Source organism: Brevibacillus sp. M2.1A, assembly GCF_013284355.2.
In the GTDB taxonomy this organism is placed as follows: Bacteria; Bacillota; Bacilli; order Brevibacillales; family Brevibacillaceae; genus Brevibacillus.
Window position 1 is genome coordinate 4,846,583 of record NZ_JABSUY020000001.1, and the last position, 16,175, is coordinate 4,862,757.

At 48.6% G+C, this 16,175-nt stretch carries 14 protein-coding genes; 3 read left to right on the forward strand and 11 right to left on the reverse strand.

Going from position 1 to position 16,175, the window contains the following annotated elements:
* Window positions 1-6 precede the first annotated feature (6 nt).
* A complete protein-coding gene (locus HP567_RS23190) occupies window positions 7-786 on the forward strand; it encodes an SDR family NAD(P)-dependent oxidoreductase (protein WP_229088104.1) in 780 nt (259 codons plus the stop codon).
* On the opposite strand, the gene HP567_RS23195 is transcribed toward HP567_RS23190, so the two are convergent.
* Together HP567_RS23195 and HP567_RS23200 are read right to left on the reverse strand one after the other, a co-directional pair.
* Window positions 763-2,019 (reverse strand): MFS transporter, encoded by a 1,257-nt coding sequence (locus HP567_RS23195; protein WP_173612355.1) that lies wholly within the window; start codon window positions 2,017-2,019, stop codon window positions 763-765. The genes HP567_RS23190 and HP567_RS23195 overlap by 24 nt on opposite strands.
* A gap of 139 nt (window positions 2,020-2,158) precedes the next feature.
* Window positions 2,159-3,376, reverse strand: a complete 1,218-nt coding sequence (locus HP567_RS23200; protein ID WP_173612356.1) for an MFS transporter — start codon at window positions 3,374-3,376, stop codon at window positions 2,159-2,161.
* A 157-nt stretch (window positions 3,377-3,533) separates the two neighbouring features.
* Here HP567_RS23200 and HP567_RS23205 point away from each other — a divergent pair, with 157 nt between their 5' ends.
* Window positions 3,534-4,268, forward strand: a complete 735-nt coding sequence (locus tag HP567_RS23205; protein ID WP_173612357.1) for a transcriptional regulator — start codon at window positions 3,534-3,536, stop codon at window positions 4,266-4,268.
* Window positions 4,240-5,559, forward strand: coding sequence for an MFS transporter (locus HP567_RS23210; RefSeq protein WP_173612358.1), 1,320 nt, complete (start codon window positions 4,240-4,242; stop codon window positions 5,557-5,559). Before HP567_RS23205 ends, HP567_RS23210 begins: the two co-directional genes overlap by 29 nt.
* A gap of 71 nt (window positions 5,560-5,630) precedes the next feature.
* Here HP567_RS23210 and HP567_RS23215 read toward each other — a convergent pair whose 3' ends face one another.
* From HP567_RS23215 to HP567_RS23255, 9 genes are read right to left on the reverse strand one after another with little or no spacing between them, the layout of a single operon-like run.
* Window positions 5,631-7,067 carry a serine hydrolase gene (locus tag HP567_RS23215; RefSeq protein ID WP_173612359.1) on the reverse strand — a complete coding sequence of 479 codons (1,437 nt, stop codon included), beginning with the start codon at window positions 7,065-7,067 and terminating at the stop codon, window positions 5,631-5,633.
* Between the two features lie 32 nt (window positions 7,068-7,099).
* Window positions 7,100-8,212 (reverse strand): o-succinylbenzoate synthase, encoded by a 1,113-nt coding sequence (gene menC / locus HP567_RS23220; protein ID WP_173612360.1) that lies wholly within the window; start codon window positions 8,210-8,212, stop codon window positions 7,100-7,102.
* A complete protein-coding gene (locus tag HP567_RS23225) occupies window positions 8,193-9,200 on the reverse strand; it encodes an ABC transporter ATP-binding protein (RefSeq protein ID WP_173612361.1) in 1,008 nt (335 codons plus the stop codon). The genes menC and HP567_RS23225 overlap by 20 nt, the downstream gene beginning before the upstream one ends.
* A complete protein-coding gene (locus HP567_RS23230) occupies window positions 9,197-10,186 on the reverse strand; it encodes an ABC transporter ATP-binding protein (protein WP_088908700.1) in 990 nt (329 codons plus the stop codon). The genes HP567_RS23225 and HP567_RS23230 overlap by 4 nt, the downstream gene beginning before the upstream one ends.
* Before the next feature lie 24 nt (window positions 10,187-10,210).
* Window positions 10,211-11,065, reverse strand: coding sequence for an ABC transporter permease (locus HP567_RS23235; RefSeq protein ID WP_173612362.1), 855 nt, complete (start codon window positions 11,063-11,065; stop codon window positions 10,211-10,213).
* A 15-nt stretch (window positions 11,066-11,080) separates the two neighbouring features.
* The gene (locus tag HP567_RS23240) at window positions 11,081-12,001 is read right to left on the reverse strand and encodes an ABC transporter permease (protein WP_173612363.1); all 921 of its coding nucleotides are present in this window, start codon (window positions 11,999-12,001) and stop codon (window positions 11,081-11,083) included.
* 17 nt (window positions 12,002-12,018) lie between these two features.
* Window positions 12,019-13,617, reverse strand: a complete 1,599-nt coding sequence (locus HP567_RS23245; protein WP_173612364.1) for an ABC transporter substrate-binding protein — start codon at window positions 13,615-13,617, stop codon at window positions 12,019-12,021.
* A 25-nt stretch (window positions 13,618-13,642) separates the two neighbouring features.
* Window positions 13,643-14,521 carry a MurR/RpiR family transcriptional regulator gene (locus HP567_RS23250; protein WP_173612365.1) on the reverse strand — a complete coding sequence of 293 codons (879 nt, stop codon included), beginning with the start codon at window positions 14,519-14,521 and terminating at the stop codon, window positions 13,643-13,645.
* The gene (locus tag HP567_RS23255) at window positions 14,522-16,015 is read right to left on the reverse strand and encodes a M81 family metallopeptidase (RefSeq protein WP_173612366.1); all 1,494 of its coding nucleotides are present in this window, start codon (window positions 16,013-16,015) and stop codon (window positions 14,522-14,524) included. It abuts the gene before it with no gap.
* Window positions 16,016-16,175 lie beyond the last annotated feature (160 nt).

Sequence of the window (16,175 nt, forward strand, 5' to 3'; positions counted from 1 at the left end):
AATGACATGTCGACTGCCCGTATTGTCGTCATCACCGGAGCTTCTGGTGGCCTTGGTCTAGCTTTGACACGACTTCATTTGGAAAAAGGAGACTGTGTCATTGCCACAAGCCGGAAAACGATTACCCAGGAACTCGTTTCGTTACAAAAAGTTTATCCTGATCGTCTCCATCATTACCCGTTAGACGTCAGCAGCAACGAAGACATTCGGCAGTTCGCTGCATGGGTGCACATCCGCTTCGAACGTTGCGATTTTCTTTACAACAATGCCGGGATGGCCGTCTTTGAACCACTGATCGAAATGCGCGTAGAGGAGCTGGAAGAAACACTGCGAACAAATATTTCCGGTGTTCTTTACACGACCCGTGCCTTTTTGCCGATGATGCTCCAACAAAAGCAAGGTCATATTATTACGGTTGCCTCCCTCGCTGGACAAGTCGCAACAGCCAAAGCTGCAGTATATGCAGCAAGCAAAGCAGCCGTCATCCGCTTTAGTGAAGGATTGCGCCACGAGCTGCAAGGCAGTGGTATCGCTGTAACGTGTGCGATGCCAGGGCCGATCGACACACCCTTTTTAGATAAGGCAGACAAAACGGGCAGCTATCGTAGCAAAGTGAATCGGTATTTGCTGACACCGGAACAAACGGCAAAGGCTATTTATCGAGCGGCGGAAGCAAAGCGTCCGGAGGTTGCCATGCCATTTCGTCTTCATGCGCTCTCCCGCATCTACTTCTTAATGCCTCAGTGGCTAAAACACCTCGTCTCACCGCTCCTCAACAGGAAGTGAAGAGGAATCCTCCAAGTTTTTCAATGCCCCGAATGCAAGGAGACCGAAAATGATACATACGGCTGCTCCGGCTCCAATGATCCCTTGAACGCCCAGAAAAGGGATGAGGAAGCCGGAGACAGCCGCTCCCGCCGGCATCCCTGTCCCCGTAATTGTGCGAACGCTGGTTAATACCCTCCCCAAGAGAGCATCGGGCACCTGCTTTTGCAGATAGCTTCTGTACATGATGTTATAGGGAGCAAAGCAAAAGCCCGCCACAACCATCGAAGCCATTGCGATCTCCAGCCTCGAGAATAAAGCGATTGGCAATGTGGTCAATCCCCACGCCACAATAATTCCTGCCAGCGTCGACCCCAACGGTAGTTTCCACGTAACCGTCGAGAAAAAGAGTGAGCCTAATAAAGCCCCAACTGCCAAAGAAGACCACAGCATCCCTAACGCAACAGACCCTCCTGCCAAATCCTGATTCGCATACAGGGGTAGTGCAATTTCAATGGGGCCATACGACATGTTAAACAAAAACGTAAAGAAAACAAGAATGATCAATTGCTTGCGTCCAAATATGTAGCGATACCCTGTCCGCATGTCACTCAAGAGAGAACGCAAGAACACTCCCATTTGACCTTTTACAATCGCTGCCGGATTCGCACTTTTCGTAAGCTCACGCGGCAGCCTGGAGAAGCAGAATGCACATACGAAAAAGCTGGCCGCATCAATCAACAGAACATAAGCTTCCCCAATCACCCCGATTAAAACACCCGCGAGTGCCGGTCCAAACATATAAACAATTTGCCATTGCGTTTCCATCACGCCATTCGCTTTGACCAATTGATTTTTGTCCGAGACGATTCTCGGCAATAAAGTCTGTGCCCCAGCAGTGCTCAACGGAGAAAGGATTCCTGCAATCACAATTAGTATGTATATCACAAATAGTGGAACCTGATCGACCTGCAATAATGCGACCAACGCTATAAAAATAAGCCCTCGCGCCACATTGTCCATCATGATGAGCTTGCGTCGATCAAATCGATCCAGCAAAACTCCCGCTACTAAACCAGCAAAAACAGCAGGGAGCATATACGCAAGAACGACCCCACCCATTGCAGCAGGTGAGCCTGTTTTATTCATGACAAACCACGTCAATCCCATCCAGCCAAACTGATCCCCCAGACTAGATAAGAACATCCCCACCCAATACCAGCGAAATGAACGCTGCCGCCATAATTCCTTCATGCTGCATCTTCCTTTTTCTCTATTTTCCATTCATTGTATATTCAGATTAATACTTTTTCAACAATTATATTTATTAAATTAAAAAGTCTTATTTTGTATATAAAAGAACCTCTGCTCCAAATCAGCAGAGGAACCTCTCCTATGTCATCACTGAACGTCTGCGATCTTTTTGCAACTTACGACGGCTCCAAAGCCACAGAAGTCCTGCTGCTACCCCAAAGAAGCCAAGCCACACGGAGACAGCAGCACTGCCGACCTGCTCCGCACTGAATCCGAGAATCAAGCAGCTCGCAGAAAAGCTCCCCATGGTCGCCATTTCCCGAATGGAAAAAACGCGAGCCAAATAAGCAGGATCAGAGAGTCGTTGTAGCTTTGTCACAGACAATATCGATGAGCTAAACTGAGCCGTTGATGCAAACAGGATGGCGATCGCCAGTCCAAGTAGTGGTTTTGCATGAAACACGGCGATAATTGAGCATCCCATCGCTACGAGTGCCCATCCTTGGACACGCCATGTTGCTTTTTCACTCAGACTATCAGACAGCTTGTTCACAGCAATCCCAGCGATCACACCTCCGAGTCCCAACGGAATATCCAAGAGTCCGAATACATACAAGCCCTCTCCCCGCTCCGTAAGAACATAGTACATCAGCATAATGTAATAGGCGCCACACACCCGTTCCGCCATCTGATAGCCGATGACACTGGCAATTTCCCGATGTTTGCCGATATAGCGGAAGCCCTCATTTAGCCTTTCCATAAAAGGTACAACCGCTTTCGAATCAACAGAATTGGCGATATGCGGGAGCGGCAGCAAGACGAACAGCGACAACAAATAACAGGCGGCATCGAGCAAAAAGTTGTAACGATAGGAGAACAAGTAAACCAGAACTGCTGCCATACCCTGACAAACAATAATGAGAAACGAAGTCGTCCCCTGTAAAAGGGAATTGGCAGCCAGTCTGTCCTTTTCCTCCACGGATTGTACGATCGCTACTTGCATGGCTGGTTGGAAAAAAGCACTGCAAATATTAACCAGGATCAATAACAAAAAAGCCACCCATAAGTAGGTCGCAGAAGTGATGAAGAAAAACAAACTGACGAGTATGCCCCGAAGCAGATTGACGACAATCATGACCCTCCGTTTATCCCAATTCTCCACAAGTGTCCCTGCGAAAAAGCTGGCAAATACATAGGGGATCATGCGAAACACAGTACCTGCCGCAAAGGAAAGACCCGATCCACTTAAATCATGTAATAGTCCAACGACCGCAATAAATGTAAATTCATTTCCGATGATGTGTACAATGTGGGCCGTATACAAACGGCGAAAGACGGGATGTTGTAAGATCGCCACAGGAATGCATCCTCTCACCGTTTTTAATATTGTAGCATTTGTCGAAAAATAGGCGCAATTCATTCTTGCGAAACGGATCGTTTTGTTGTTACAATACGTTCAAATAAAACTGAACGTCTAAAAAAATATCCACGTTCAGCGAAAGAGGTTGATCGACTTGAAACGATACGTAGTTGTGGAAACTTTGGATCAATTAAAAGCTGTCAGCGATTCCTTGCGCCTACAGATCATCACGATGCTGGTCAAGGAGGAATACACAGGCAAGCAGCTCGCTACCCTTCTCTCCCTTTCTCCCTCTAAAGTGCATTATCACCTAAAGGAATTAGAAAGCCACGGCTTCGTTGAAGTCGTGCGTACGGAAGAAAAGAACGGGATCGTGCAAAAGTTTTATCGGGCTGTTGCTTACGACTTCAAAGTAAGTGATGATTTGCTGCCCTCCCTGCGCGAAGACAGTATCCTGTTGCAGGAAACGATGCTTAATCACCTGCGCTCCAGTATGAATCGCCTGTATAACGCACCAGACGAATCATTTATGCTCTTTTCGGATCAAGAGGATCGTCCTCCTGCAATTGCAGTTAACTCCGAAGTAAAAGCACCTAGGAAAGAAATATTTGCTTGGCTCAATAAATATAAGGCTTTACTTGAGGAGCTATCGGAAATGGAAGATCGTTACTTGGAGAGGATTGCTGCTGGAGAAGAGGAGGATACGGTTGAAAACTTTTACATGGTCACGGTCGGGTTCATGACGAATGAACGCTACTACGTCGCAGAAGACGATTCCTTACCTGATAACTATGAGCACCAACCATCTGAATTCAAGCATATCACTGGCAAGATTGTGGTGAAGAAAAAGAAGGAGGAGAATGGAGATGAGCACGCTGGCAACAAATAATTCCCTTTGGAAAAATGGATCGTTTGTCCGATTATGGTGGGGCACTTTCTTTTCGGCAATGGCTGACGGAGCTTTCTTCATCCTGCTCAACTGGTATATTGTGAATGCCCTGGGCTCAGGGGCAATCCTCGGCACGACTTTGATTTGTCTGTCCATCCCCCGTCTTCTCTTTATGCTGGCAGGCGGGGTGGCTGCTGATCGTTTGAATCGAAAATGGATTATGTTTTCCTCCCTTTTGGTTAGGGGAATTATTTTAGCCTGCTTCAGTTTGCTTATGCTTCAAGGAAATGGCGCCTGGTTCCCGGTGAGCCTGTACGTCTTGGCAGCTTTATTCGGAACAGTCGATGCATTTTTTTGGCCAGCACGCAGCTCGATTCTGCCCTCTCTAGTCTCTCGAGAACAACTTGCGCCAGCTAACAGCTTAATGGAACTATGCCATCAGATTAGCTTGGTTGCCGGACCCGTAGTTACTGCCTTATTAATTGGAACCGTTCGTTATCCGATCATGTTTATGATCTTGGCATGCACCTTCTTCGTAGGAACACTCTTTATTCTCTCTCTCCATTCACACTCATACATCAAAGACACGATTTCAGAGTCTACAACAGAACCAAGAGCAAGCTCCTATTTCAAAGATATCGTGGGAGGAATTCGTTATACGTATTCAATCCCGATCCTCGCTCTTATTTTAACAACATCACTTTTCACCAATATGATGTTCTCTGGCCCAGTTAACATGATCATTCCCATTCATGTGAATAACCTCGGATGGGACGGGAGTGCTTTTAGCTCACTTAGTACCTCACTTGGAGTGGGCATGATTGTCGGCGGTATTTTGACTGCATTGTTTAAAGGATTCCGTGAAAAATTCATGTTACTCCCTATCATTCTCGGATGCATGGGAGTCAGCATCAGCTCGTATTTTTTCATTGAGAAGCTTTCCTATGGACTTGTCTCTCATTTTCTCATCGGAATGGCACTCAGTATGACGAATATTCCGTTCATCACCTACATTCAAAGTATCGTCCCTGCCAACATGCTCGGTCGTGTCATGTCATTGCTTTCCCTGATGTCCGTCGGCTTCGGGCCTGTCAGCTATGCACTGTGCTCCTTTCTTCTCGCCAAAAACATCGCAACACCGGGGCTTCTATTGTTCTTTGGCGGTATCATATTTGCAAGTATCAGCCTTGGCCTGTTCTTTTTCCGCTCGTTTCGCCAAATGGAGCAGCATCCGAACTGGAAACGACCTACCGTAGAGGAGCAACAGCTTCCGGCCACCCTTTCTTCGTAACGCCTCTCTTATAAATAGAAAGAACGCGCACCATGCAAGCATGAGCTCTTGCAGGTACGCGTTTTGCTTTTTTATACAGTTTGTTCTTTTTCGGCAAAGACCTTTATTAACTGACGAGCGCCAAAGCCCATCCGCGTAACTACTCCTGCCTCATCGCGGACGAAGCGGATAAACGCATCCGTTTCTCCCCGCTTCATGACGAAGCTGTCTTCTCCCACTGAACGCAGTGGAATATTCGTTCCATTACTCTTGGCTACCAGCTCGTTCTCTTCGATTTCTACCGATACAGTCGCCCCTTCAGACGAGCGGTACTCCCCTGTAAATGCAGCGAGTGCATCTACAGAAATTTCATAATCCGGATATTGGAACGGCACTGTATTCGGAGAGTGTCCATTAGTTGCGTTTAAAATGCCATGCATCAAATCGGCCATTGGCCCGCCATCTGTGTTCATCAGTACGGCTCCTGTCAGGCCCCGCTCCGGTAAAACAAAAATTTGTGCCGCAACTCCCTTGATCGCTCCACCATGCTCAATGAGTGTTCCATCATGGCAATTGGCTACAAACAATCCATAGCCGTATGCTTGAAACGGCGAAATCGAGAAATGAGGCGCCGTCATGGCCTGCACACTCTCAGGTGAGAGCAAGCGATTCTCGCCCACCATTCCACCCGTTCTAAAAATTTCCGTATAGCGCAATAGATCGTGAATGGTCGATTTCAGAAAGCCAGCGGCCCGCATCGATGGTGAATCCCACCAGGAAGGGGAACGGTATACCTCACCGCCATCCTTTGGGCTTTTTCGGGTGAATAGCGTAGCCACCTCTGCTTCCTCTGGCAAATCTTCGACGAGAAAAGCACTGTTCTTCATCCCGGCAGGCTCCAAAATATGGTCATGCACAAACTGCTCGTAAGATATTCCGCTTACTCGTTCAATAATCAGTCCGAGCATGGCGTAACTGTCGTTGGAGTAGCTAAATTCCGTTCCAGGCGCACCTAGAAACTCGTAATTCAGCTTGCCGATATAGGTCATGAATTCTTCCTTTGTATTGATCTCTTCCACTTTATCGAGATCAAAAGCAAGACCGGAGCTAGAGGACAGGTCATCCCCTCCCTCTACAATGCTTCTTTTCATTGCACCCGCTAATGTATCCAAAGGAGGAAAACCTGCGGTATGTGTCATCAAATGATGAATCGTGATCTCCCGGGTATAAGCTTCATTGGGTGTACGGAGCTCAGGGAGATACTTGATGACCGGATCATGAACGGATAACTTTCCTGCGTCCTGAAGCTGCATGATGGCTACACATGTAAAGGACTTGGTCACAGAACCGATGCCAAACACCGTATCAGCGGTTAATGCTCTTGCGTCTTCTGTGTTGTCTGCCAGACCGAAGCCATGGAAATACCTCAGCTCTCCTTGCTCTGCCAATCCGACTGCTGTTCCTGTTACTTTTGCCTCTGCAAGCAGCTTTTGCGCGTATTCCTCAAACGACTGTACCCAATCCGCCATGTTCCTTCTCCCCTTTTTCATTAAGCTTTGGTTTAAGGCCGGAAGTTTGCCGTGCGAATCACATAGTTGCCGATCGCCTTTTGGTTCAGGGTATAACCGATACCCGGGCTATCTGGAACTGCCAATTGACCGGGAGCCATCAGCTCTACACCATTCTCGACGATGTCTTCCTCCCAGTAACGGCTGGAGGCGGCTGTATCACCTGGGATCGTAAAATTCGGCAATGAAGTAATCGCAATGTTGTGCGCGCGGCCAACCCCCGACTCAATCATGCCTCCGCACCAAACCGGAATACCGTGTGCCTGGCACAAGTCGTGAATGCGCTTGGACTCTGTCAGTCCACCGACCCTCCCCACCTTGATATTAATAATGCCGCAACTGCCTAGCTCTATCGCTTTTCTGGCATCATCCACATTGTGAATACTTTCATCGAGGCAGATTGGTGTGGACAGCTCCCTTTGCAGCTTGGCATGATCAATAATATCGTCATGAGCGAGTGGCTGTTCGATCATCATCAGCCCATATTGATCCAGCTCCTTCATCACATCCAGATGCTCCATTGTGTAAGCGGAGTTCGCATCTGCCATCAACGGGACACCCTCGCCAAAGCGTTCGCGGATTGCTCGAACCACCTCTACGTCAAAGCCCGGCTTGATCTTTACCTTGATCTTCTTGTAGCCCTCACCGAGATGGCGCTCTACTTTTGCCAAAACTTGCTCGACAGTCGGTTCGATACCGATGCTGATCCCAACGTCGATGACAGATTTCTCGCCTCCTAATGCTTTGGCGAGAGAGATTCCTTTTTGTTTACTGTAGAGATCCCAGATTGCGCCTTCTAAAGCCGCCTTCGCCATGTTATTGCGGCGAATCGGGGCAAACAGCCGATCCACATCCTCAGGGGTCTCGATCTCATTCGTGAACAGCTTCGGTATCATAAACTTTTCCATCATGTGCCATGCTGTCTCTGTCGTTTCTTCACTATAATAAGGGGCCGACATCGCCACACTTTCCGCGTGCCCTACCTCTCCCTCTCCATACACGCTAACCAAAATGAGCTCCTTGATGGTCGTATATCCAAAGCTCGTTTCAAAACGGAAACGAAGTGGCATGTGTAGTTGCTGCAATTCAATTCGTTCGATTTTCAATGTACTTCATCCCTTCTGTTCCATATAAATGACATGCGACATAATGTTGCGGCGAAGCTAATGTAGCGACAGGACGCACTGTGCGGCAAATTTCCGTAGCATATGAGCACCTGGTATGGAACGCACACCCTACGGGAACATTCGCCGGTGAGGGAACATCCCCAGAAAGAACGATTCGCTCCTTCTTCCGAAACGGATTGGCTTTGGGAACTGCTGACATGAGCGCTTCTGTGTACGGATGTAACGGGCGCGTAAACAAATCCTTTTTGCTGGCGATTTCGACGATTCGTCCGAGATACATCACCGCAATTCTGTCACTGATGTGGCGAACGACACCTAGATCGTGTGAAATAAACAAATAGCTCAAACCTAGACGTTGCTGCAAATCCTGCAAAAGATTCACGATCTGCGCCTGAATGGAGACGTCAAGTGCTGAGACCGGCTCATCGGCTACGATTAATGAAGGTTCCACTGCCAGTGCGCGAGCGATCCCGATCCGCTGCCGCTGCCCACCGCTAAACTCATGAGGAAAGCGAGTAGCGTATTGAGCATTCAGCCCGACCATTTGAAGCAGTTCCCTTACTTGATCGCGCCTTTCTTTCGCCGACATCTGCGGATTTTTGACGCCTAACGCTTCCTCCAAAGCCCCTTGTACAGTCATTCGTGGATTTAACGACGCATACGGGTCCTGAAACACGATTTGCATTCGTTTGCGGAGTGGACGAAAACGTGCAGCCGACATCTCTGAAATGTTTTGCCCTTCAAATTCAATCGTTCCACTCGTCGGCTCAATGAGTCGCATGATACTGCGACCAGTCGTTGACTTGCCACAGCCGCTCTCTCCTACCAATCCAAGTGTTTCTCCTTTTCGTAACTGGAAAGAAACCCCATCGACTGCCTTGATCACTTCGTCGCTATTGCGAAACAATCCTTTGCTAATGGGAAAATACGTCTTTAAATCGTTTACCGATAACAAGATATCCCTCATACCGCCATCTCCTTGTTCTCGTACAGCCAGCATCGAACGGCCTGTGTGCCTGTGCCCGTTGCCATCAGCGGCGGTTTTTCTTGGTAACATCGCTCCTCGGCCTGCGAGCAGCGGAAGCGGAATGCACACCCTTGTGTCACTTCACCCAGCAGCGGGACACTGCCTTCAATCGGATCAAGGCGAAGCTTCTCCTCCTCATCCAGATCGGGGATGCAGCGTAAAAGCCCAATCGTATACGGATGCTTCGGATGCGAAAACAGACTGGCAACATCAGCTTCTTCTACGATCTCCCCGTAGTACATCACAAGCACACGATCAGCCATTTCAGCCACGACACCCAAGTCATGCGTAATGAGCAGCAGAGAGGTATGATCGTTTTCCTTCAGATCGTTCATCAGTTCCAAAATTTGCGCTTGAATGGTCACATCCAGCGCGGTGGTCGGCTCGTCCGCGATCAATAAATCGGGGTTGCAAGCCATCGCCATCGCAATCATGACACGCTGCTTCATCCCACCTGATAGCTGATGGGGATATTCCCGCATGATGTCTTCTGCCCTCGGCACGCCCACTTTTTTGAGCATCTCAATCGCTTTTGCTTGGCGTTCTTTTTTCGATAAATCGGTATGCAGCTGATACACTTCCTCTAGCTGTCGGCCAATCGTATGCACCGGATTGAGCGACGTCATCGGCTCCTGAAATATCATCGCGATATCTTTTCCGCGAATGTTGCGAAGTTCACCGGTACTCAACTGGTTCAATAAGATATCACGAAATCGGATGCTTCCCTCCATCTGTGCATTCGCCCGGGACAAGAGTCCCATAATCGCCAAGGACGTCACGCTTTTACCGCAGCCAGACTCGCCTACCAACGCTACCGTCTCACCTTTTTTCAGTTGAAAGGAAATGCCTTGCAGCGCTGGCAGCTCGCCCTTGTCCGTCTTAAACTGCAGGCGCAAATCCTTTACTTCCAAAAGTACCTCTTTCATCAGCTCGTGCCCCCCCTTCATCCATTACCTCGTTTTCGGGTCGAATGCATCCCGTAATCCGTCACCTAACAGATTGAAGCCAAGGACAACCAGCATGATGGCCAATCCAGGAAAAATGGACATCCACCAGGCCTGACTCAAGAATGCCTTGCCGACAAAAACCATGGCTCCCCACTCAGGCATCGGCGGTTGCGCGCCCAGTCCGAGAAAACTCAAGGCCGCAGCTGCTAAAATACTCACACCGAATTGAATGGTGGAAAGCACGATGATCGGGGAGAGAATATTGGGTAAAACGTGTTTCAGCAAAATCTGCCAGTCCCTGATCCCCAGAGCGCGAACAGCCTCAATATACTCTTTTTCCCTTATGGATAAGACCGCAGAGCGAACGACCCGCACATAGGATGGAATAACGGCAATGACTACCGCGATCATGGCATTCGTTAAACCTGGACCCAAGACCGCAATGACAGCAATCGCCAGAAGCAGTGCAGGAAGTGACATGAGAATATCCATGCCCTGCATGATAAACAGATCCACACGACGATAATAGCCAGCGATAATCCCGAGCGTAACTCCGATCAAGGTAGAAAGCACAACTGTTATCAAACCCATCAGCAAGGAAATTCGCCCCCCGTGCAACAGACGGGAAAAAATATCTCTGCCGAAATCATCCGTTCCGAGAAGATGAGTCAAATTCGGAGCGCTTAATCGGCTATTAAAGTTCATTTGTTCGACAGGATGAGGGGCAATGACTGGCGCAAGAAGCGATCCCAGTGTAAAGACGATCAAGATAACCACACCCGCCATTGCTGTCTTATTGCGCCTCAGGCGTTTGCCCATCCCTCCCCAATACGACTCCGGACGATTACTGTTCACCATCTATCCGCTCCTTCCTTAGTCGAAATGGATTCGCGGATCAATCCGGCTGTAAATCAGATCCACGATCAAATTGGTTAAGGCAAAAATCAACGCCATGAAAAACACCATGCCCTGTATGGTCGGCATATCCCGTTTACTGATCGCCTCAATCGCCAGACTGCCGATCCCTTGCAGAGAAAACACGGTTTCCACCACCACAGCTCCAGCCATGAGCGCACCGAACTGCAAGCCTAACATCGTGACAACAGGAATAATGGCATTCGGCAGACCATGGCTCAAAATGACTCGGAAAAGCGCCGCCCCTTTAGCCTCGGCTGTCCGCATGTAATCCTGCCTGATGACTTCCAGCATGCTGGAGCGGGTCATTCGGGCGATCATCCCCGCTTCCGCCAAACCCAACGTGATCGCTGGCAGCAACAGGGAGTGAATCCCCTCATAGCCGGAAATCGGAAACAAGGCCAGCTTGTAAGCAAAAATCCAGATGAGAAACAAGGCAATCCAGAAGCCGGGTGCCGAAATACCGAGTAACGAGGCAAGCACCACAAGCCGATCGATGATGGTGTTTTGCTTGACGGCAGCAATCGTGCCCAGCAAGATACCGAATATTGCGGCAATGATTACACTAAGAATGGCAAGCTGCATAGTGATCGGGAAACGGTTCATAATCTGATCCCATACCTTTTCACCAGTGAATAACGATGTTCCCAAATCGCCAGCGAACAGGTTTCCGACAAACCGCAAGTACTGCTGCCACAGTGGTTGGTCAAGACCAAGCTTCGCTCTCATTTGACTGATAGCCTCTGGTGTCGCAAACTGTCCGAGTATTTGTGTTGCGGGATCGCCCGGAATGAGATGCACCATCAAGAAGATCAGGACGGATACGCCAAGCAGTGTACCCACCAGGGAAAGTAATCTTTTTATTACATATCGGCGCATGCCTTCACCTCCGTTGTCTATTTTTCGAGCGTGACATCATGCAACGTAATGCCTTGCGTGTACGGATTGACCGTAAAGCCTTTGACGCCGCGTGTGGCTATCACCGTCTCACTTACCCATAAAGGGACCCACGGCAAATCATTTACCAAAATCTCCTGTGCCTCTTCGTAAATCTTGAGACGCGACTGCTCATTCATTTCCAAACGTCCTTTATTCAGTAAAACATCCAACTCAGGGTTGTTGTAATGAGTACGGCTTGTTGAATTGCTCTTTTCAAAAATGAGGTACAAGATATCCGCATCAAACCAGCCGTAGTACATCAAAGCCATGTCATACGACTTTTTCGAAATACGCTCTTTGATGGTTGTCATTTCTTGCACGCTGATTTTCATATCAATACCCGCTTCTTTCAGCTGGCTCTGCAAAATCTGCACCGCTCGCTGAAATGCTGGCTCTTGAGAGACGAGCATTTCTACAGACAACGGTTTCCCGTCCTTATCTACGATGCCATCCCCATTACTGTCCGTCCAGCCTGCTTCCGCTAGCAACTGCCTGGCTTTGCCTAAATCTCTCGTATATAACTGCTTCGCCTTGCTTTCAATCGCTTCACTGTAGCCATAAATCGTGGGTGCCAAAGGACCATAGACCGGCTTGCCGAAGCCGTTCAACGCTACCTGAACAAGTGGATCGCGATCTACGGAGAGGGCTACTGCTTTGCGCAGACGGACATCTGAAAACAACGGGTGCTTATTATTCAATGCGATGTATTTGTTTCCAATGTCCATCACTTTCTCAATCTTGACTCCGGGCAGTGTCTCCAGCTCCGCAACCGAGTTCGGTGGCGCATCATACAACACATGGACCGTACCCTTTTTGAATTCCATCAGGCGTGTATCGTCGTCTTTCATAAACCGGAACATCATGCTGTCGAATTGCAGAGGACCTTTGTTGGCAGCGTACTCCGGTCCCCAGTTATAATCGGGATTTTTCTTGTAGGTGAGCGAAGCACCCCGCTCGCGTTTGTCAAAAATGATCGGCCCCGTTGCAGATGGGTTATCTGCGAAGCCATCCCCTAATTCTTTTGCCTTTTTGGCGTCAAGTGGCGAGACTAATCCACCGACAATGACGTTAACAAACGGAGCAAACGGTTGGCTAAAATGCACCTTGAGCGTATGCTCGTCTGTTGCTTCCACTTTTTCAATTGGACCTGCAAGCCCCTTGACAGGCGAAATGGCGAGCAAACGGTCAAAGGAATCTTTTACGGATGCTGCCGTCATTGGATCGCCAGAGTGATAGCGGACATCTTTGCGGAGGATGAATGTCCAAACCTTGCCGTCCTGCGAGATTTCGTACTTCTCTGCCAAACCCGGATGAAGTTTGCCTGTTGCATCACGGGTCAATAGAGGCTCGTATATTAAACTGTTTTCCATACTCAGCCAGCTCGTTTTGTGCATATCAAGCGAGTCTGGGTCCGTCAAGGAAGCGATGACTAATGTGTTCCCTTTGGCCGCCGTGTCATTCCCCGTTTGATTGGTCGGCTGTGAGGAGCAGCCTGCAATCAACGCCGTTGCCACAAATACACTCATGGCCCCTTGCTTCCACTTGTGAATTTTCATTTCCCGTCCCCCTTATCAATTGCCGTTACACTTCGGTCCCTTCCGCAAACGGGTATATTTGTCGACTTGTCTCTTCGTATTCTTTCAGTCTTTGTTGTACCTGTTCTCCATCAGCCTGAACCACACCACTGATCAAAATATTCAGCATGGAAAAGATCGCCGTCATTCCTTTTAAAGCAGTAGGAGCAGGTGCGCTGACTTTTAAAATTTGATCGGCTACCGGCCCAATAGGAGATAGCTCATCGTCTGTAATCCCGATGATTTTGGCGCCTCTCTCTTTGGCTGCTTTTGCAAACAGAATCGTTTCACTCGTATAGCGGGGGAAGGAGAGTGCGATCACGAGCCACTCCTGATTGATCTGGGTCAACAGATAGTTGACGTCATCAACTGGCCCATTGTACAGATGCGCGTTTCCTCTGACGACATTCAATGTAAAGGCGAGCCAATGGGCTGGAGCATAGGAGCTGCGAAACCCTACAACGAGAATGTGTTTGGCTGCCATAATACTTGAAACCGCTTGCAAAAGATGGTTCTTTTGCAATTCCCCTAACGTTTGCCGAATATACGCAACATCCTGTTCCATGTTATAAGAAATCAGGTCTTGTTTTCCCTTCATCTCAACAGCCGCTGTTCGAAAACTGTGGATGGCATCAGCTTTTGGGACTTTTTCCAATAAGGAGCTGCGAATCTCATTTTGCAATTCGCTGTACCCGGAGTAGGCGAGAGCATAGGATAGTCGGATGATTGTCGTTTCGCTTGTGCCGCTCAATGCCCCAACAACTTTGGCTGGTTGCAGTGCAACGGTCTTCGGCTCGGCGAGAATATATTTGGCTGCTAGTTTTTGTTGGTTGGTCAATTCCGGATAATGCTTGCGGATGCGCTCCTGTACGGATTCCATGATCATCTACTTCCTTGTCAATTGATGTAGGTTCCACTCTGTGGCTGGGTCTAACGGATAAATCGGACGAATGGCGCGCTCGTATTTGAAGAAGCGGAAGTTGAGCGTCGTCAATCCAGGAGAATCGACGGTAATAACGCGTGCGCTAATCGGTTCGAAGGATGCCCGGAAGTGTGTGCTCGATTTCAAGGCCACGATCTTGTATTTGGTCACATCAATGCCGTGCAACAGAAAAATTTGCTCATCCAGCACTTGCGATTTCACGGAGCAAACCAGTACATCAACCCCGTCAATTTGCAAACGAACGGACTTGCCAAGATTCTCATGGCCCCCTTGCCCCATCGGCGTTGTCGCAATGAATTTTCCATCTGTCAAAGCTTTGACGTAGGCTGTTACTTCAAGCGGTTCTCCATGCAAGTAGTCTGTCTTTCCACCCAGTGATAGTTGTATGGTAGCGCCTACTCCTGCCTGATGGGCAATCTGGACTACTTCGGGATCGTAAATGAAACCAAAGCATGCATTCGTCAGCTTGGCTTCCAGCATCGCCCGCAGCAAATGAGTTCCATCTCCGGGTGTGCCTCCGCCAGGATTATCTGAGGTCTCATTGATTACGATGGGCATGCCTTCCGTTTGCAGTGCCATCGCAATTCCCTCGGCAGGCGTGGGCATGTTCAGCTCGAATTCATCCCGCTTTTCCCAAATCAGACTGGCGACATCCTCGCTCACTTTTTTGGCGAGCTCCTGATCGTTATTCGTAACGCTCAAAACGGAGACGCCCAACTCAGGAATGTCTGTGTACGGAAAACCGTGGAAGAATGCACAGTCGATGACGCCTTCTTCCTTTTCCCACGCCCAGCAGGCTTCGTTTATTTCACGTGCTGGGGAATGATGGGTAGCCGATGTAGGAATCAATAATGGCAGTCGGGTCAAATGCATGGTCGGCTTGATACCTTCTGTAACCATCTTATGGGCCAGGTCGATTGCTTCAATACCACGTTCATAGCAATCCACATGCGGGTAGAGGTGAACACCCAGGAGCGCATCGGCCTCATCCACCATTTTTTGTGTCATGTTTGCATGGAGGTCGAGCGTAACAATTAAGGGAATGTCATAACCGACCAACTGACGCACTGATGCCAGAATGTCGCCCTCCAGATCATCTATTCCTTCTACAACCCCCGCTCCGTGAAGCCCCAGACAAATGGCATCTGCACCTTCTGTCGCAGCAATTGTGTCAAGAAGCTCCTTTTTAATCCGGTCATACGCTTCTCGCACAATCGTCCCCGCTGGATACGTAAAGGTGAGAAAGGTCGGCAAAAGCTCGATGCCCAGCTCTTCGGCGCGATCCACCATCCCTCCAGGAAAGTTGCGAACGCCCCGATTGCGATTCACAATCGTTTCATGATAATCCCACTCATAGCTTTGAAACATCTCGAGCGTCGTGGGCACATTGGAAAACGTATTCGTTTCATGCGCAATCCCACCAATTATCACCTTCATTCTTAGACCCTCCATCCGCTTTTGAAGTATGAACTTTAATTTTTGAATTTTTTGAAGTTTAAACCTTTGTGGACATTATAAAGGGAAGAAAATCATTTATTCAATCGCTAAATTATGAACGTTTTATCGTTTCTGCTATACTCGTTGATTCATAAACAAA

Coding starts and splice junctions, on each gene's coding strand:
- HP567_RS23195 (WP_173612355.1), bottom strand. CDS start 2,019: ATGAAGGAATTATGGCGGCAGCGTTCATTTCGCTGGTATTGGGTGGGG.
- HP567_RS23225 (WP_173612361.1), bottom strand. CDS start 9,200: ATGAGGGATATCTTGTTATCGGTAAACGATTTAAAGACGTATTTTCCC.
- HP567_RS23255 (WP_173612366.1), bottom strand. CDS start 16,015: ATGAAGGTGATAATTGGTGGGATTGCGCATGAAACGAATACGTTTTCC.
- HP567_RS23250 (WP_173612365.1), bottom strand. CDS start 14,521: ATGATCATGGAATCCGTACAGGAGCGCATCCGCAAGCATTATCCGGAA.
- HP567_RS23235 (WP_173612362.1), bottom strand. CDS start 11,065: ATGGTGAACAGTAATCGTCCGGAGTCGTATTGGGGAGGGATGGGCAAA.
- HP567_RS23245 (WP_173612364.1), bottom strand. CDS start 13,617: ATGAAAATTCACAAGTGGAAGCAAGGGGCCATGAGTGTATTTGTGGCA.
- HP567_RS23240 (WP_173612363.1), bottom strand. CDS start 12,001: ATGCGCCGATATGTAATAAAAAGATTACTTTCCCTGGTGGGTACACTG.
- HP567_RS23230 (WP_088908700.1), bottom strand. CDS start 10,186: ATGAAAGAGGTACTTTTGGAAGTAAAGGATTTGCGCCTGCAGTTTAAG.
- HP567_RS23210 (WP_173612358.1), top strand. CDS start 4,240: ATGGAGATGAGCACGCTGGCAACAAATAATTCCCTTTGGAAAAATGGA.
- HP567_RS23215 (WP_173612359.1), bottom strand. CDS start 7,067: ATGGCGGATTGGGTACAGTCGTTTGAGGAATACGCGCAAAAGCTGCTT.
- HP567_RS23190 (WP_229088104.1), top strand. CDS start 7: ATGTCGACTGCCCGTATTGTCGTCATCACCGGAGCTTCTGGTGGCCTT.